This is a genomic window from Capnocytophaga canis, assembly GCF_043187445.1.
Taxonomy (GTDB): domain Bacteria; phylum Bacteroidota; class Bacteroidia; order Flavobacteriales; family Flavobacteriaceae; genus Capnocytophaga; species Capnocytophaga canis.
The window spans coordinates 2,574,395-2,593,230 of record NZ_CP171121.1 but is presented as its reverse complement, the minus strand read 5'-3'; the positions used below and the strand labels follow the sequence as shown (position 1 = coordinate 2,593,230).

The following is an 18,836-nucleotide window of genomic DNA, read 5'->3' as shown; positions in this document are numbered from 1 at the left end:
CTTAATCTTTTTTCAACTGCTTAGCATATTCACTTTCCAAACTTCGTTCGAACATACGCTTTTCCAAGTCAGTACGCTTCACTTCACCATTGAGATATTTTTCAATCATCAAAGAAGCTACTGGCCCTGCGATGCGTGAACCAAACGAACCATTTTCAACAAACACAGCTATGGCTATTTTAGGATTTTCTAAAGGTGCGAATGCTACGAAAATGGAATGATCTTCAAGTTTTGTGCGTACTCCATTGATTCGGATAAAGTTCTCAGCTGTTCCTGTTTTTGCTGCTACATCTACCCCTTCAATGACAGTACCTCGTGCCGTTCCATAATTATAGGTCATATTCATCCCTTGAATAATAGGTTCAAAGTGTTTTTCGTCTATAGTGGTATGTTTAGGTTTAGTAAACTGTTCAAAAGGAGTCACCTGACCATTTATTTTCTTCACTATGTGAGGTGTGTAAAAATAACCACGATTAGCCACAATAGCCATCACATTTGCCAACTGAATTGGAGTGGTAAGCAATTCTCCTTGCCCAATTGAGTTGGAAACGTTATTCGAACTAGTCCATCGACCTACCCCATACGCCCTGTCGTAAACGGATGCGTCAGGCACTTTTCCTGGACGACCGATGGGAAAATCGCTTCCCAAAAAACCTCCTAAACCAAAACTTTTGAGATGATTCGCCCAAGCATCCATCCCAATAGCTGTTTTAGGGTATTTTTCAATCGAACGCCGATAAGAATTGGCAAAATAGGAATTACATGAAAATGCAATTCCGTGATACAAATCATTACTTGAACGACCACAATGACAACGCATCACACGATTTCCATAGTGATAGCCACCACCACAACTGAATCGGGTGTTTGGATCAATCACTCCTTCCTGTAAAGCAATCAAAGCGTTCACTACTTTAAAAGGTGAAGCAGGTGGATATTCAGCCAATAAAGCTCTGTCATACAAAGGCTTAGCAATAGAATCTTGGTATAAAGCTGTATAATTTTTGGAACGTTGCCGTCCCACCAATAAATTAGGGTCGAATGACGGAGCAGAAACCAACGCTAAGATTTCCCCCGTTTGAGGCTCAATAGCGACAACGCCACCTCTCTTGTTTTGCATGAGCTGCTCTCCATACGCCTGTAAATGAATGTCGATGGTCAATTGCAATGCTTGTCCCATCACAGGAAGCGTATCAAGAGCGCCATTCTTATAACTACTTATTTGACGATTATGTCTGTCTTTTTGGAAGTAACGCACCCCTTTTTCTCCTCGTAAAAAAGTCTCATACTGTTTTTCAACACCCTGTCTACCAATAAGTTCCCCCGAAAGATAATATGAATTTTCTTTCAATTCCCATTCGTTTACCTCACTGATATACCCTAGAACATTCCCTGCATTATGAGTCAAATAGTGTCGTAAGGCTCGTTTCTGGATATAGAACCCGTCAAACTTTCGCAATTTTTCTTGCAAAACTGCATAGTCAGCTTTTGATAATTGATTTACTAAAACGGAAGGTTTTCGATAGGAATATTTTTTAGCCTTTTTCAAACGTTCTTCAAAAACTTCTTTGTTGATTGACAGCAAATTACATAGTTCCAAGGTATCAATACGTCTTACCTCGTTGGGGATAACCATCACATCATAAGCAGGTTGATTCGATACCAATAGCTCTCCATTTCTATCATAGATATAGCCTCTTTCTGGATAGTCATAAACCACCTCAATCGCCACATCCGCATCAGGACGCGCATCTTCATTGAAGGCGATAACCTGTAGATAAATCAATCGCAATGAAAAGATAATACCAGTTAAAATTATAGCGAAAAAAAGTAAATATTTTCTCATTTTTTCGTATTGCTAAATATGTAAATAAACAGCAAGCAAACAACCATTGTGAAGAAAGAAGCCACACCAATCCTCGCAAAAGTAGTAAGCAAATGATTAAAATTAAAAATTTCGAGAAAATAAAATAAAATATGGTGTAATATAACCAATAAAACTACGTAAACAAGCACCTTTGTAAATGGATGCTGTTGTAATTTTATTTCTTGATAGTCTAGATTTTTCCCAAAAACCAAAGTTAAAATACCTGACCTAAAATAGGCTACAAACACACTACTTGCTGCATGCAACCCTCCTGTGTTAGAAAAAATATCTACACACAATCCTAATAGAAAAGATGCAAACAGAAAAGGAACTCTGTTTTCTCGATAAGGAGATAAAATGATAAACAACAGATAGACCATCGGATTAACATACCCCCAATAACTAATATTATTAAAAATAAGAACCTGCAATAGCAGTAGCACGACAAACAATACAGTATTCTTTATAAAAATATTATTCATAGGAGATCTGGTTTTCTAAATTATGAATCTCTTGTTTATCCTTATTTTCAATGATATACACAAAATCAATCTTTGCCATATCGGTGAAAAGTTCCACATCAATCACATATGAATTGTCCATCTGACTTCTGTTAATAGCTGCAATTTTCCCTACGGGAATCCCTTTTGGAAAAATGTTTGACATTCCTCCCGTTATAACAGTATCTCCTTCTTGAATAGGTGCAATATTTGGTATATCAACTAATTGCACAACATTAATTCTATCTCCGTTCCATTTCAAAGAACCAAAATGTCCTGAGTTCTTAACCATAGCATTTAATGCTGATTTGGTATTCAAAACACTTTGCACGGTCGAAAAACGGTTTCCCGTATTTTCAATGATTCCAACAATTCCTTTAGAAGAGATAACTCCCATATCTTGGGTAATGCCATCTTTCGCTCCTCTGTCAATGGTCATGTAGTTTTTACTATGTAAAAAGCTATTCCTGATTACATTAGCCTTTCTAACTTCATATTTCAAAGAATCAAAAAACTGCAGTGAATCCATAAAAACATAACGACTTCCGTACTGTTGCATTGCCAACAATTGCCTACGAAGTTCTCTATTTTCTTCGCTAAGCATTTCATTCTGAGTACGCAGATCAAAATACTGACGCCAATAATTTGTAAATCGATAGAATGTACCAGAAACAGCATTTGCTGAATTGATGAATTTACTTTGGGGATAAAAATTATCCCTGAAAATCAATGATATAGAAAAAGAAAAAAGCAACAAAAACATGAAAAAATTTTTCTTACGTATAAAAAACAAAATGATTTGTTGCATAATTTCGTAAAAATATAAAATTTATTTGATTGTTTATTTGATTTTACATTAGACGTAACTTGCCAGAGACAATGTTATACTCCAATGGCGAACGCTCACCAAGAACAAAAACTCAGACAAATTTCCTTCATTTATATTTGCATATCAGCAGGATATATTCAAAACAATAAATTCCTGCTGAAAAACAAAACTTTCATCTCTATATGAAATATAGATTCACGGAACCTCATTTACTATTTCAAGAGAATACTTCTGAATTTATTGATATTTTTGAGTGTAATTCCCGTTCCACGAACTACAGCTCGCAATGGATCTTCAGCAACATACACAGGTAAATCAGTTTTGAGAGAAATACGCTTGTCTAAACCACGAAGCATAGCTCCTCCACCAGCCATATAAATTCCTGTGTTGTAAATATCAGCTGCTAACTCTGGAGGCGTTTGCGAAAGGGTTTCCATAATCGAATCCTCAATACGCAAGATGGATTTATCCAAAGCCTTAACCATCTCACGGTAGGATACTTGTACCTGTTTTGGCTTTCCTGTTAGCAAATCACGACCTTGCACACTCAAATCATCAGGGGGAGATTCTAAATCTTCAGTGGCTGCTCCAATGGTAATTTTGATATTCTCAGCCGTACTTTCCCCTACATATAAGTTATGCTGCGTACGCATGTAATGCACGATATCAGAATTAAAAATATCCCCTGCAATTTTCACTGATTTATCACAGACAATTCCCCCTAAGGCAATTACAGCAATTTCTGTAGTTCCCCCTCCAATATCTATAATCATATTTCCTTTGGGTTGCATAATATCCAACCCAATACCAATAGCGGCTGCCATGGGTTCATGAATCAAATAAATATCTTTTCCGTTCACGCGCTCACAAGATTCGCGTACAGCACGGGTTTCCACCTCTGTAATCCCCGAGGGAATACAAACTACCATACGCAACGAAGGTGAGAAAAAACGTTTTTTCAATGCAGGAATACTACGAATTAGCATACTAATCATCTGTTCTGATGCGTCGAAATCAGCAATAACTCCATCCTTCAACGGACGTATAGTCTTAATATTGGGATGCGTTTTTCCTTGCATCAATCGTGCTTCTTTACCCACAGCGATGATTTTGCTGGTGGTTCGATCTTGTGCCACTATTGAGGGACTATCAACCACGACCTTGTCATTGTGGATAATTAACGTATTCGCTGTTCCTAAATCTATCGCTATTTCTTCTGTTAAGAAATCAAAAAAGCCCATATTATCTTATGTGTATTACTTTATTTTTTTATATATCAATAGCCTACAAAGGTAAGCATTTTTTGTGAAATTAGACTGCAAGTTTAAGGAAAAAAAAGGGGTTCTGCAAATAAATATGGTGAAAATCATATAAAAAGAACGGCATAAATCATATACTAAAAAAGTTGTTCAAATAATCCACATCATTTTTACGATATAATTTAAAGTTCATCACTTCATATCTATTTAATTATTAATGCTTTATAGTCCTAAGTAAATATAATGCTAATGCTAAAAAAATCGCATTTGGGATGATGACTGCTGTCAATGGGGATATTCCCGAGGTTTCGGCAAGTGTTCCAAAAACACGATCAAAAAATATAAATATAAATCCAATAGCGATTCCAAACGCTAAGTTTGCTCCCATTCCCCCTCTGCGTTTTACAGAAGAAACCGCTACTCCAATGAACGTAAGAATGAATGCCGTAAACATCAATCCCCAACGACGATATTTCGTTAATAAATAAAGATTTATATTAGGAGAACCCTTCATTTTTTCTCGTTCAATAAATTTGTCAAGTTCAAAAATATTTTTGCTTTCAGCAGCATATTCAACAGGCATCAAATCGTCAATAGTAAAAGCAAACAAGGTGTCAAGCTCATATCTTTTTTCTAAAATCTCCCCTTGTTCAGTGAGTGTTCTTTTGACGTAATCCGTTAAACGATATGTTTTTACACTGTCATTTTCGATCCACTTAATGGATTGTGCCATAATTTTGTGTTTCAAGTGTACTCCGTCAAAATGCTCTACTGAAAAGTTATATCCTGTTTTGGTTTCATAGTTGAATGAACTCACGTAGAGATAGTCATTTTCGGAGAACTGGTTGTACAAATCAGTCACACTGGTAGTATTCTTACTTCCTAAATATTTATCGTAGAACTCATTATAAATCTTACTGGCTGCAGGGGTTATGAACATCCCCATAAAGAAAACAATGATCGAAATGATTGTAGCTCCGATGAGATAAGGCTTCAAAAATCGATTGAATGAAATTCCTGAACCAAGTATTGCAATAATTTCAGTGTTATTAGCTAACTTGGAGGTAAACCATATGATAGATAAAAATAAGAAAATTGGAAATAAAATGTTGGCAAAATAGATAGTAAAACTTGCGTAATAAATCAAAATTTCGTCAATAGGTGCATTCCGACTTATCATCTTATCCACTTTTTCCGACAAATCCACTACAATTCCAATAGGAATAAAAAGAATGATAAGCGTAAAAAATGTGGCTAAATAGCGTTTTAATATGTACCAATCTAATATCTTCATACTCATTTTATTTCAATAATAACCATACTTACAAGCGGGTACTCATTTGTCGTATCATTTGTTCTTTCCAAATGCTGAAATCACCGGCCAAGATGCGTCGTCTGGCTTCTCGAACTAACCAAAGGTAAAATCCTAAGTTGTGAATCGAAGCAATTTGTTTACCAAGATATTCATTGGCAGCAAAAAGATGTCGCAAATAGGCTTTGGTATACTGCACATCCACAAACGTATGTCCATCAGGATCAATGGGTGAAAAATCATCTTCCCATTTTTTATTTTTGATATTAATAACCCCTTGTGAGGTAAAAAGCATACCATTTCGAGCATTCCGCGTTGGCATCACACAATCGAACATATCAACCCCTAACGATATGTTTTCTAATATATTGATAGGAGTTCCTACTCCCATCAAATAACGAGGCTTATCCTTAGGGAGAATATCACAAACTACTTCGGTCATTGCATACATTTCCTCCGCAGGTTCTCCTACGGACAATCCGCCAATCGCATTTCCGTCGGCTCCTTTGGAAGCAATGTATTCCGCTGATTGTTGGCGTAAATCTTTATACACCGAACCTTGTACAATAGGGAATAAACTCTGAGAATAGCCATATTTGGGAGGTACTTTTTCCAAATGAGAAATACAGCGGTCAAGCCAACGATGCGTCATCGCCAATGAACGTTTTGCATATTGATAATCACAAGGATAGGGAGTACATTCATCAAATGCCATGATGATATCTGCTCCAATACTGCGCTGAATTTCCATCACATTTTCAGGTGAAAAAAAATGGTATGACCCATCAATATGACTTTTAAATTTTACACCCTCTTCTTTAATTTTTCGGTTGGCCGCCAAAGAATAGACCTGATACCCCCCGCTATCGGTTAGAATATTTCTGTCCCAATTCATGAACTTATGTAAGCCCCCTGCTTTTTCTAAAATCGCAGTTTGCGGACGTAAATACAGATGGTAGGTGTTTCCTAAAATAATATCCGGATTGATGTCCTCTTTGAGTTCTCGCTGATGCACCCCTTTCACCGATGCTACTGTACCTACTGGCATAAATATAGGGGTTTCAATCACTCCATGGTCTGTGGTGATTTTTCCTGCTCGAGCCTTCGTTTTTTCGTCTGTTTTTAGTAATTCAAATTGCATATTTTCTCGTAAGTCAAGGCTTACAACTTTTTTAAAATGAGTTCAATTCGGCAAAAATACGAAATCAATTACGAAATGCGAAAATTAAATGTAAAAAAATATGCTTGAGGGTTGAATCTAAGTGATCTTTATCAGAAAAATATTTTTTGACTATTTTTAAATATACACTATCTTTGCCAACTCATAGTTATATTCAAAAGAAACATGGCAAAAAGAATTACAATCACAGCGGCATTGCCCTACACCAATGGCCCCATTCATATCGGACATTTAGCAGGAGTATACGTTCCTTCGGACATCTACGCACGTTATCAACGTCTGAAAAACAACGATGTAGCCTTCATTTGCGGAAGCGATGAGCACGGTGTAGCTATCTCTATTAAAGCAAAAAAAGAGGGAATCACTCCACAAGAAGTTATCGACAAATATCATGCTATCATCAAACAATCTTTTGAAGATTTCGGAATTTCATTCGACAATTATTCCCGAACTTCTCTACCCATACACCACAAAACAGCGGCTGATTTTTTCAAAAAACTCTATGACCAAAATGATTTTATAGAGGAAGTATCACAACAACTCTATGACGAAAAAGCACAGCAATTCTTAGCCGACCGTTTTGTGATAGGCACTTGCCCAAAATGCAACAATCCTGAGGCGTATGGTGATCAATGTGAAAAATGTGGTAGTTCCTTAAATGCCACAGACTTAATCAATCCAAAATCATCTATCACAGGTACTACTCCTACCATGCGTGAAACCAAACACTGGTTTTTACCCTTGAACAAATACCAAAAATTCATCGAAGAATGGATTTTGAAAGGTCATAAAAAAGACTGGAAGCCAAACGTTTACGGACAAGTAAAAAGTTGGTTAGACGATGAGTTGAAACCACGTGCAGTCACACGCGACCTGGATTGGGGAATTCCGGTCCCCGTGGAAGGTGCTGAAGGTAAAGTACTTTACGTTTGGTTCGATGCTCCCATCGGCTACATCTCTTCAACCATTGAATGGGCAGAACGAGAAGGTAAAGACTGGAAACCCTATTGGAAAGATAAAGGCACAAAATTAGTCCATTTCATTGGTAAAGACAATATTGTATTCCATTGTATCATTTTCCCTGCCATGTTGAAAGCCGAAGGGTCGTATATTTTGCCCGAAAACGTACCTGCCAACGAATTTTTAAATTTAGAAGGCGATAAACTTTCTACATCTAAAAACTGGGCTGTTTGGCTACATGAGTATCTGCAAGACTTTCCAAATCAGCAAGATGTATTGCGTTATGTTTTAACAGCCAATGCACCTGAAACCAAAGATAACGACTTCACTTGGAAGGATTTTCAAGCACGAAATAATAATGAATTAGTAGCTATTTACGGAAATTTCATAAATAGAGTGATGGTTTTAACACAAAAATATTACAACGGAAATGTACCAACACCAAATGAATTTTCGAACACAGATTTACAGGTATTAGCTACGTTGAAAGAATTCCCGAACATAATATCTAACTCTTTGGAATCCTATCGCTTCCGTGAGGCATCACAAGAGTTAATGAATTTAGCTCGTTTGGGAAACAAATATCTCGCTGATGAAGAACCTTGGAAACTTATCAAAGAGAATCCTGAGCGTGTAAAAACACAAATGTATATCGCTTTGCAAGTTGCAGGAGCTTTAGCTGTCTTAAGTGAACCTTTTTTGCCTTTTACAGCTGAAAAACTATGCAACATGCTTAACTTTAACAATTTACAGACAAAACCAACATGGAACAGTATCGAAATAGATCAACATATCATTCCTGCTAATCACACGTTAGGGAAATCTGCTTTGTTATTTGAAAAGATTGAAGATGATGCTGTTGAAAAACAATTAGCCCGTTTGGAAGCTACGAAATCAGCAAATAAAGCACAAGTTGTAGGCAATATTGAACCTCAAAAAGAATTGATTTCATACGAAGATTTTGCAAAAATGGACATCCGTATCGGAACTATTTTAGAGGCAGAAAAAATGCCTAAAGCTGACAAATTATTAATTTTAAAAGTAGACACAGGAATTGATGTTCGCACCATCGTTTCTGGAATCGCCACAAGTTTCAATCCACAAGATATTATCGGCAAGAAAGTAACCGTTTTGGTTAACTTAGCTCCAAGAAAATTGCGTGGTATAGAAAGCCAAGGAATGATTTTAATGGTTGAAAATACAACAGGACAATTTGTATTCCTAAACCCTGATGCGGATCAAATTTCCAATGGAACGCCTGTGAAATAGTTTAGAAACTCAACGTTCGTATCCTCGTTAATCAGAGATAAAAGAAAATGCATCAAATCTAATTATCACAAACACATTGAGTTTCGAACTTAGTTTAATTTATACCTTTTATAAATAAGTTTTAACTGTAAACAATCTAAATACATATAACTCATTTTCAGTTATTTAAATTGTTTCTATATTCATTTCATCGTACCTTTGCATCAGAATTTAGAAGTTAAAATAATGTTGAATTAAAAAATAAAAGGTTATGGCTATCAGATTGACAAACGGTTGTGTAAACTGCCAAAATTTACAGGAAAATAATGTATGTAGTGTTCACCATACAAAAGTAGAAGCTAAATATACTTGTGACAGCTTCGATATGACAGTAGCAGCGAAAGATGCTATCAGTTGTGGTACATGCGTTCGTTTCAAGACTGCACAGTGTGCTCATCCAGCAAAAGCATCTGCTGAAATGTTATGCTCATCATGGGCCCCAGGAGCAAAAGCATAATTTGTTCATATTAAATAGACTGATTTTTTAGAAAAGCTACTCTTTAAGAGTGGCTTTTTCTTTTTACATAATTTTCTATTTTGCTAAATTTATTCCTATATTTGCCATACAAAATGGAACCTCAATGAGTTTATATCGAAAAATTACGGAGGAGACTTCGGCTTATGATAATCTTGAAGAAATGGACGTCAATTCTTTGCTCCATAACATGAATAACGAAGACCGAAAAGTACCCGAAATGGTTGCTTTAGCCATTCCTCAAATTGAAAAATTAGTGACCGCCCTAATTCCTCGTTTTGAACAAGGCGGACGGCTTTTTTACATTGGAGCAGGAACCAGCGGACGCCTTGGAATCCTTGATGCCTCTGAAATACCTCCAACCTACGGAATGCCCCACGATCGAATAATAGGACTTATTGCAGGTGGCGACTCCGCTATCCGAAAAGCTGTCGAATTTGCTGAAGACGATCCTTTACAGGCTTGGAAGGACATTACTCCATACTCCCCTACTCCAAACGATTGTGTAATTGGTATAGCTGCTTCTGGAAGTACTCCTTACGTGATTGGTGGCGTACGAGAAGCCCGTAAAAATGGATTGCTCACAGCTTGTATAATCAATAATCCAAACGCTCCGCTTTCCAAAGAGGTCGATATTCCTATCGAAATAAATGTAGGTGCTGAATTTGTCACAGGAAGCACTCGAATGAAAAGTGGTACTTCTCAAAAGTTAGTACTTAACATGATCTCAACCGCTCTTATGATTAAAATTGGTCGGGTGAAAGGTAATAAAATGGTCAATATGCAATTAAACAACCACAAATTAGTGGATAGAGGTATCCGATTTGTTATGGATGAACTCCAAACAGATTACCCCATTGCTGAACAACTTTTAAAAGAAAATGGTTCAGTAAAAAAAGCAATAGATGCATACCGCAAACAACTATATTAACTGTTACGAAAAAAAGCTATAACATAGCCTTTATCATCCTTGGATTGCCATGCAAATCGTTGCGCAACTGAACCTCGGAAAAGCCTTTGGCATATAACATGTTAACAGTCTCAATTCCTAAATATTGATTAATTTCAAAAAAAAGTTTTCCCTTGGGGGCTAGTGATTTCTGAGCCAAATCAGCTATTTTCTCGTAGAAGATAAGTGGATTTTCATCGCTTACAAACAAAGCCAAATGAGGTTCATAACCCAATACATTTTGCTTCATTTCTTGTTTTTCCAAATTGCGAACATATGGGGGGTTCGACACGATAATGTCGTATGTATGTAACAGGGTGTCTGTTTGTAAAATATCTTGATGTATAAAACGGACAGAGACTCCATTTTCTACTGCATTTTTTTGAGCTATACTAAGAGCCTTTTGTGAAATATCCAAGGCACTAATCTTTGAAGCAAGTCTTTCTTTAGCAATTGAAATAGAAATACACCCACTGCCACACCCTATATCCAATATATTGTATTGTTGATTTTCAGAGGTTTCATCAAGAATCCAAGCTACCAACTCCTCGGTTTCCTGCCGTGGAATCAGTACATCTTCATTTACAAAGAAACGATTTCCGAAGAAGAAAGTTTCTCCAAAAATATATTGAATGGGTTTTTCAATAAAAAGTTCATCAATTGCGGTCAAAATACACTGCTTTTCATCGACAGAAAGATCTTTATCGGGATACAGATGTACTTCAGTTCGAGAAGAATTCGTATAAAATTCTAACAAAAGAAAATAGAGGGATTGTAGTTCCCTCGATTCGTATTTCTCACTTAATTTATAGACAAGATACTCTTTTAATTGTCTGAAATTCATGGATTTAATTTAACCTCAATTCCTGACCTACTTGTAAATTATTACTTGTAATGTCATTCAAATTATTAAGTTTCATAATCTGGTTAACAGGCACTTTTTGTTCTCTCGAAATTTTGTAAAGCGTATCCCCTGCTTGTACCACATAGTAAACTGGACTTCCTTCAGTTGATGGTTTTGCAAATGTCTCTACAGGCTGAATCACTGGTTCAACTGCTTTAACGCTGTCTTTTTGAGTCTGTTGGGTACGCAAAGCGTCTGTAATAGCAATTCCTTGATTATCAGCCTTGATCACAAGATTGTCATACTCATAGAGTTTATAACGCTTAATGATAGCAATCAACTTTTGAGCATATTGAGGATCGGTGGCATATCCTGCTTTTTTGAGTCCATGAGCCCATTTTTCATAATCGTTGATGGCTAAAGTGAACAACGAAGCATAGCGACTGCGATTTACCAGAAACTGTGAATGGTCTTCAAACGATTCAAAAGCATATTTATAACGGCGGAAACATTCTCCCTTTTCATCATCATCATGAGTAATCGTTTTACCTTTCCAAGCAGAATGACACTTGATTCCGAAATGATTATTGCCATACCGTGCTAAACGTCCTTGCCCTGAAGCACTTTCTAAGATTCCTTGAGCTAAAGTAATACTTGCTGGAATTCTATAACGTTGCATTTCTACCATTGAAATTTCTTTGTAATCCTCTATATATTTGAGTGTTACAGCAGTTGTCACAGGCATTGCTGGTGGAATTTCATGATATATTTCCTCCGAACTTTCGTATTTCTTTAATTTCTCATTGACAAGTTCTCTAGTCTTCTTGTCAATATTTTTAGGCATAGGACGTTGTCCTCGATGAGTTACTTTTTTGGGATTTTTCGGATTTTTGTAATATCTTGAAGAACAAGACACTAAAATCGACAAAAACGCCAACAAAAATAGTATTTTTTTAAACATAATTCAAGATTTCTTTACTTTTCCTTAATCTCCTCTCATTAAATCCTGCAATTCCTTGCAAACCTCCTGTGTGAATCGCAAGTATTTTTGTATTCGGTTCAAAATACCCCTGGTTTGCGAGGGCAAAAATAGCAAAAATCATTTTACCCACATAAATTGGGTCTAAAGAAATATTGGTTTTTTCGTTAAAGTTATTCAAAAATCGTATTAAATCATCGTTAATCTTTGCATATCCGCCAAAATGGTAATCGTGTATGAGCTTCCAATTGTTTTTTGAAACATATTTTTTAATGACTTCTTCTAAAAATTTTCCTTTCAAAGCAGGAAACCCCAAAACCTTCTGATGTGGAAAACTGCTGTTTATCAATCCTGCCATAGTTCCTCCCGTACCAACGGCTGTGCAAATTACATCAAATGAAGCATCATCGGAAATCAAAATTTCTTGACAACCCTGTACAGCCAGAATGTTTGTCCCTCCCTCTGGTAACACATAAACATCTGTACCATAATTGTGTAACAAATTATTTAAAAACTCTAAGCTGTCTTTTAATCGATATTCAGTTCGGGTTACAAATCGAAATTCCATACCACAACGCTGTGCAAATCTTAGGGTTGGATTTTCATGAATTTTGTCGCACAACTCTTCCCCACGAATGACACCGATGGTTTTCAATCCCATCAACTGTCCTGCAGCAGCAGTAGCGGCAATATGATTAGAATAAGCTCCTCCGAAAGTGAGTAATGTATTTTTTTGCTGTTTTTTAGCTTCTAAAATATTGTATTTCAACTTCCTAAGTTTATTCCCTGATACAAACGGATGATTTTTGTCTTCTCGTTTTAAATACAAAGAAATTCCATTGGGCAAATGTAAATTAACTTGCTGATTTTCAATAGTTATGTCAGAAAATATATCCATCATATTTCAGAAAATATTTAACTCCTAAAAAACCTCAAAAATTCCGGCTGCTCCCTGACCTGTACCCACACACATAGAAACCATTCCATACTTCTGGTTACGGCGTTTCATTTCATCAAATAGTTGCACTGAGAGTTTTGCTCCCGTACACCCTAACGGATGTCCTAAAGCTATCGCTCCTCCATTCACATTAATAATTTCAGGATTCAAATCCAATTCTCGAATTACTGCTAAGGTTTGTGCCGCGAAGGCCTCATTCAACTCAATCATTTGAATGTCACTGAGTTGTAACCCTGATTGTTTCAAAGCCTTAGGAATAGCTTTAACAGGCCCAATCCCCATAATACTTGGTGGTACACCTGCAACGGCATATGTTATCAATCGAGCTATAGGATTAATATTCAGTTTTTTGACTAATTCCTCACTCATCAGCAACAAAAAAGCAGCTCCATCACTTGTTTGGGAAGAGTTTCCTGCCGTAACACTACCTCCTTTTGCAAAAACAGGTTTTAGTTTTGCTAATGCCTCTAATGAGGTATCACTACGTGGCCCTTCATCAGTTTTAAAGGTGTATGTTCGTGCGGTACGAATCCCATTTCTAAGTAGCACTTCCTCTACTTGAATAGGTGCTATCTGACCCTCAAATCGTTTTTCGGTCAGAGCTTTGACTGCCTTTTGATGCGATTGAAACGCGAACATATCTTGATCTTCTCGCGAGATATTAAACTGACAAGCTACTTTTTCGGCGGTAAGTCCCATTCCCCAATAGAAATCTTCATTCCCTTGCATAACTGATTTATAATCGGGTGAAGGACGGTATCCTCCAAAAGGGATATAACTCATACTTTCCACCCCTCCTGCTATGATGCAGTCTGCCATACCAGACTGAATTTTTGCCATTGCAATAGCAACACTTTCTAGTCCCGATGCACAATATCGATTAATGGTCATCCCAGGCACTTGGTCGGTCTGCAAACCCATTAAGGAAATAATCCTTCCCACATTTAGCCCTTGCTCTGCCTCGGGAACAGCACTCCCTACAATGACATCATCAATCATAGTTTTATCAAAATCAGTCATTTGTGAAATCATATAGGCAATAGTTTCAGCCGCTAACTCGTCGGGACGCTTGAAACGAAGCAATCCACGAGGAGCTTTTCCAACAGCCGTACGATAGGCTTTTACAATATAGGTTGCTTTCATAATGTTGCTTATTTAACCATAACATTCAACAACGAAGACAAATTCTTGTGCTAACTGACCTTATTTTTCAAAAGTTTATTTTAAAAAATAGAGATACAGAACTTCTAAAATTTGGATTCTTGAAGTAATAATATCAACAAAATCAAATTCTGCGAAAAAACGATTATTTAGAAATCTTTTAAGGTGCTGATAAACTTCCTCGAAATAATTTCATCTTGTTGCAACTGAGCTTTTAATGCTTCTATTGAATCAAATTTTTGTTCAGTGCGATGGTATTGTAAAAAATAGATTTGTAGGGTTTCTCCGTATATATCTTTATCAAAATCAAAGAAAAACACTTCGATAGAAGGCTCTTTGCCTGGTATAGTTGGATTCTTTCCGATACTCATCATGCCATATATCTTTTTGCCACTGATGATGCTATAAACGATGTAAATACCATCTTTGGGAATTAGCTTGTACGGAAAATCTACCTGAATATTAGCTGTGGGGAAACCTATTTCCCTACCAAGTTTCATGCCGTGAACAACTTGTCCGGTAATCAAAAAAGGGCTTCCAAGGTAGTCCCATGCTTTCTTCACATCGCCTTGAGCTAAGGCTTCGCGTATTTTGGTAGAACTAACCGATACTTCGTTTATTTCCTTTGCTGAAATTTCTTCTACTTCAAATCCGTATTGTACTCCAAATTGACGCATATCATCAATATCAGCTGTTCGATTTCGCCCAAAGCGATGATCGTACCCAATCACTACTTTTTTCATATTCAGAGTTTTAACTAAAAACTCCTCCACAAATTCCCGAGCCGACATTTGTGAAAATTTTTCATCAAACGGATGGGTTATCAATTGGTCTATACCTAACGTAGACAACTTCTGACTTTTCTCTTCCAAGGTATAGATCAATTTCAAATCATTACAGTGTTGTACTACCATTCTCGGATGTGGAAAAAAAGTAAAAATGGTTGAGTACCAATCTCTTTGGTTAGCTTCTTCCACCAACTTTCGAATAATTTTTTGATGCCCCAAATGCACCCCATCAAATGTTCCGATGGTAATAACACTTCCCTTGGAGGCTTTGAATTTGGAAATATCAGTTATCTCTTTCACGTACAGTTGTTATATTTTCTTGTAGTTGGCTTGAGATTGTATACTATCTTTGCATACAAAAATCTTTACCAGCCAGAAATTCAGGTGAAACTCTATTTGTTGGTCGTTAAACTTTTAAACTAAGCGTAGAACGATTTATAAAGTTCGGAATATTTTTCTTTAATAATACGACGTTTTAGTTTCAAAGTTGGGGTCAGATGCCCTGCGTCAATGCTCCACTCATCGGGTGTAAGTCCAAAAACTTTGATCTTCTCCCATTGCCCTAAATTCTCGTTAGCCCGCTCAACCTCTTTTCTAATTCGGTCAAATAATTTTTTGTTGGCTATTATTTGCTCATTGCTACTTTCAAGATTAATTCCACGACGTTTTGCCCATTCTTTTACGAAAGGGAAATTCAATTGAATGATTGCCGCAGGCATCTTTTCTCCCTCACCCACCACCATAGCTTGTTCAATGAATCTGGATTGTTTCAAAAGACTTTCAATGCGTTGTGGCGTAATGTACTTTCCTCCCGATGTTTTGAAAATTTCTTTCTTACGGTCGGTGATTTTTAAAAATCCTTCTTTGTCCAACTCCCCAATATCTCCTGTATGGAAATAACCATCAACAATAGCCTGTGCAGTCATTTGAGGATCTTTAAAGTAACCTAACATCACGTTGTCTCCTTTACAAAGAATTTCGCCGTCTTCAGCAATTTTCACCTCAACATTGTTGATAGGTTTTCCTACAGTGCCTATTTTCAAATATTTACCTGATTTTCGATTCACAGAAATTACGGGAGATGTTTCTGTAAGTCCATATCCTTCAACGATATTCAATCCTGCAGCACAAAATACTCGATTTAAACGATTTTGCAATGCGGCACTTCCCGATACAATCAATTGCAGTTCTCCCCCCAAGGCCTCCTGCCACTTTTTGAATATCAATTTACGAGCAATTCCCAATTTAAAACCATACCAGAAGCCATTCGCTCCATAAGGTTTATATGCAAAGCCCAAATCCAAAGCCCAGAAAAATAATTTCTTTTTAATGCCAGAGAGTTCCGTACCTTTGGTATAAATCTTATCATATACCTTTTCAAGTAAACGTGGAACGACTGTCATCAAATGGGGTTTTACTTCCTTAATATTTTCTCCCATTTTTTCAATGGATTCAGCAAAATGAATTCGCATGAAATTATACTGATAGAAATATGTCAGCATACGTTCAAAAATATGGCATACAGGCAAAAAACTCAAACAACGAGAACCTGCTTTTATGGGAAGCCTGTCTTCACAGTTTAACACATTGGAAATTATGTTTTTATGTGACAACATCACCCCTTTCGGACGATCTGTTGTTCCTGAAGTGTATATGATGGTAGCTAAATCTGTTCCATGAATTTGTTTTTTATAATTTTCAACTTCGGGTTGGTTACTTTCATCAACACCCAAGTTTAAAATTTCTTTCCAACTGTGTGCATAAGGAACAGTGTCAAAGGTGTAAATCCCTTTCAAATGAGGTAATTTATCTTGAATTGAGGTAATTTTATCAAGCAATTGTTTATCAGAAACAAAGCAATATTTACATTCTGCGTGATTGAAGATATATTCGTAATCTTCCAATGAAATAGTTGGATAGACGGGTACGTTTTGAGCACCTATTTGCAAAATACCCATATCTAAAACGTGCCACTCAGTGCGATTATTGGATGAAATGACTGCTATTTTATCATCTTTTTCCACTCCTAAACGTAGCAAACCTCGACTAACTTGATTTATTTTTTGAATATAGGTTTCAGTGGACGTTTTTTCCCATTTTCCGTCGTATTTTGTTACAAAAGCATCTTCCAAAGGAAAGTTTTTTAGCTGATAATACGGAATATCAAACAAACGGGTAACTTCATTCATTTTGCTCAAAATTTTAAAATCAACACGCAAAGTAACAATAAAAAGTGGTAAAAACAATTTTTTTTGACATTTTTTTGTCGATATTTGGATTTAACTTTTTTATTATTGATTGATTTACAGAACAATAAATCAGATGAAATATAAAAAAACAATACAATCATAACATTAGTATTTTAGCATTAGTAAAGTTTTGTAAAACGATTATTCAAATTTGATTTGTACATTAAAACAAACCAGAAACGACAACACTTTTTGAAGATAATCTTCTTAATTTGAGCAATATAACGAAAAAATAAAATATTTCGGTAAATCATTAGTAGACTATCTTTACAAAACAAATTATGGTTACATATAAATTGTCAGTGAAATTCTTTACGAATACAATTCTGTTTTCTGTAGGATTTGGCACCTTTTTTACTATATTTGTGCTTTAAGAATCTGTGGAGCATAACTCTACCGTTATTTATATTTCACAAAATCACAACCTTATTATTTAACTATCAACGCTTTATACAACAATACCTAAATATTTTATGAAGAGATTTACATTTTTACTATGCATCGCCTTTTTAAGCATTACTTTCGGACAGGAAAAAATAAAAGTAACTTCCGTCTATGGCAGTGAAAACAAAGAGGTACAAGCTTTATTAGATTTTGAAAATATCTACATCCAAACCCTTACCTTTCACGGGACTACTATCAAAGGCAAACATTATGAAGTTACAATTTCAGAGTATGAAAACGGAAACCTTGTAAGAACAGAAACACTATTTGATGGTTCGGAGTCTGATTATTTCAGAAATCAATCCAATACTTTGCCCCTTACATTCTTCTTTAAAATGGCAGACGGTAAATTTAAAGGATTTTTGCGAGGTGAACGCTTTGGTAGTAAAAAAGTATATTTTGATTTGAAAAGCGAATCGGATATGTACGTTTTAAAGGATTTCTTTGGTTCATCAAATGAATGGTTTTTTACGTCTGACACCAATAAAGCTACTGCTATTTTTGCTATCATTACCCCGAAAATCAATCCTGATGGCTCTGGCTCATACTGTGAAGTTGCCCAGTCAGATATTGCTCCCGAACGTTTCGGTACGCACTTTCTCATTCCGCATTACTTTTTAGTGTCCATTCGATTTAAGGAAAAATAACCCGTAAACGACGCTTTCAAAAAGAAAACATAAAAAAAACAAAAGTACTTATTGAATTTTCTACAATAAATTCATACCTTTGCGGTAGATGACTTTGGTCAGAACACAAAATTTTTCAACTACAAAA

At 36.1% G+C, this 18,836-nt stretch carries 16 protein-coding genes; 4 read left to right on the top strand and 12 right to left on the bottom strand.

The annotated features are described in order from the left end of the window. Position 1 precedes the first annotated feature (1 nt). The 6 genes from mrdA to tgt form a co-directional block, all read right to left on the bottom strand. Entirely contained in the window at positions 2-1,846 is a 1,845-nt protein-coding gene (gene mrdA, locus ACF3OB_RS11010; protein ID WP_042008425.1) for a penicillin-binding protein 2, read from the bottom strand. Then, positions 1,843-2,349 (bottom strand): rod shape-determining protein MreD, encoded by a 507-nt coding sequence (locus tag ACF3OB_RS11005; protein ID WP_095893193.1) that lies wholly within the window; start codon positions 2,347-2,349, stop codon positions 1,843-1,845. The genes mrdA and ACF3OB_RS11005 overlap by 4 nt, the downstream gene beginning before the upstream one ends. Continuing rightward, complete coding sequence (mreC, locus tag ACF3OB_RS11000; RefSeq protein ID WP_392447730.1) at positions 2,342-3,175, bottom strand: rod shape-determining protein MreC; 834 nt, start codon at positions 3,173-3,175, stop codon at positions 2,342-2,344. The genes ACF3OB_RS11005 and mreC overlap by 8 nt, the downstream gene beginning before the upstream one ends. A 233-nt stretch (positions 3,176-3,408) precedes the next feature. After that, the gene (locus ACF3OB_RS10995) at positions 3,409-4,437 is read right to left on the bottom strand and encodes a rod shape-determining protein (protein WP_042008422.1); all 1,029 of its coding nucleotides are present in this window, start codon (positions 4,435-4,437) and stop codon (positions 3,409-3,411) included. Between the two features lie 232 nt (positions 4,438-4,669). Beyond that, on the bottom strand, positions 4,670-5,749 hold the full coding sequence (locus tag ACF3OB_RS10990) for an LptF/LptG family permease (protein WP_042008421.1): 1,080 nt from the start codon (positions 5,747-5,749) through the stop codon (positions 4,670-4,672). Between the two features lie 28 nt (positions 5,750-5,777). Beyond that, complete coding sequence (gene tgt, locus ACF3OB_RS10985) at positions 5,778-6,908, bottom strand: tRNA guanosine(34) transglycosylase Tgt (protein ID WP_095893195.1); 1,131 nt, start codon at positions 6,906-6,908, stop codon at positions 5,778-5,780. Positions 6,909-7,112: 204 nt separating this feature from the next. Here tgt and metG point away from each other — a divergent pair, with 204 nt between their 5' ends. The 3 genes from metG to ACF3OB_RS10970 all read left to right on the top strand — a co-directional run bounded on the left by metG (position 7,113) and on the right by ACF3OB_RS10970 (position 10,621). Next, the gene (gene metG / locus ACF3OB_RS10980) at positions 7,113-9,176 is read left to right on the top strand and encodes a methionine--tRNA ligase (protein ID WP_392447729.1); all 2,064 of its coding nucleotides are present in this window, start codon (positions 7,113-7,115) and stop codon (positions 9,174-9,176) included. 250 nt (positions 9,177-9,426) lie between these two features. Then, positions 9,427-9,672: a hypothetical protein gene (locus ACF3OB_RS10975; protein ID WP_042008417.1), complete on the top strand. Its 246-nt coding sequence runs from the start codon at positions 9,427-9,429 to the stop codon at positions 9,670-9,672. 124 nt (positions 9,673-9,796) lie between these two features. Continuing rightward, entirely contained in the window at positions 9,797-10,621 is an 825-nt protein-coding gene (locus tag ACF3OB_RS10970; protein ID WP_392447727.1) for an N-acetylmuramic acid 6-phosphate etherase, read from the top strand. 16 nt (positions 10,622-10,637) lie between these two features. Here ACF3OB_RS10970 and prmC read toward each other — a convergent pair whose 3' ends face one another. The 6 genes from prmC to ACF3OB_RS10940 form a co-directional block, all read right to left on the bottom strand. Continuing rightward, positions 10,638-11,483 carry a peptide chain release factor N(5)-glutamine methyltransferase gene (gene prmC / locus ACF3OB_RS10965; RefSeq protein ID WP_392447725.1) on the bottom strand — a complete coding sequence of 282 codons (846 nt, stop codon included), beginning with the start codon at positions 11,481-11,483 and terminating at the stop codon, positions 10,638-10,640. 4 nt (positions 11,484-11,487) lie between these two features. Then, entirely contained in the window at positions 11,488-12,444 is a 957-nt protein-coding gene (locus ACF3OB_RS10960; protein ID WP_392447723.1) for a glucosaminidase domain-containing protein, read from the bottom strand. Further along, positions 12,437-13,363 (bottom strand): 1-aminocyclopropane-1-carboxylate deaminase/D-cysteine desulfhydrase, encoded by a 927-nt coding sequence (locus ACF3OB_RS10955; RefSeq protein WP_241693943.1) that lies wholly within the window; start codon positions 13,361-13,363, stop codon positions 12,437-12,439. Before ACF3OB_RS10955 ends, ACF3OB_RS10960 begins: the two co-directional genes overlap by 8 nt. A gap of 21 nt (positions 13,364-13,384) precedes the next feature. Then, complete coding sequence (locus ACF3OB_RS10950) at positions 13,385-14,563, bottom strand: acetyl-CoA C-acyltransferase (RefSeq protein ID WP_042008575.1); 1,179 nt, start codon at positions 14,561-14,563, stop codon at positions 13,385-13,387. Between the two features lie 167 nt (positions 14,564-14,730). After that, positions 14,731-15,669, bottom strand: coding sequence for a bifunctional riboflavin kinase/FAD synthetase (locus tag ACF3OB_RS10945; RefSeq protein WP_042346359.1), 939 nt, complete (start codon positions 15,667-15,669; stop codon positions 14,731-14,733). Positions 15,670-15,788: 119 nt separating this feature from the next. Further along, positions 15,789-17,558 carry an AMP-dependent synthetase/ligase gene (locus ACF3OB_RS10940; RefSeq protein WP_042346361.1) on the bottom strand — a complete coding sequence of 590 codons (1,770 nt, stop codon included), beginning with the start codon at positions 17,556-17,558 and terminating at the stop codon, positions 15,789-15,791. A gap of 533 nt (positions 17,559-18,091) precedes the next feature. Here ACF3OB_RS10940 and ACF3OB_RS10935 point away from each other — a divergent pair. Next, complete coding sequence (locus ACF3OB_RS10935; protein ID WP_392447720.1) at positions 18,092-18,709, top strand: hypothetical protein; 618 nt, start codon at positions 18,092-18,094, stop codon at positions 18,707-18,709. Positions 18,710-18,836: the final 127 nt, after the last annotated feature.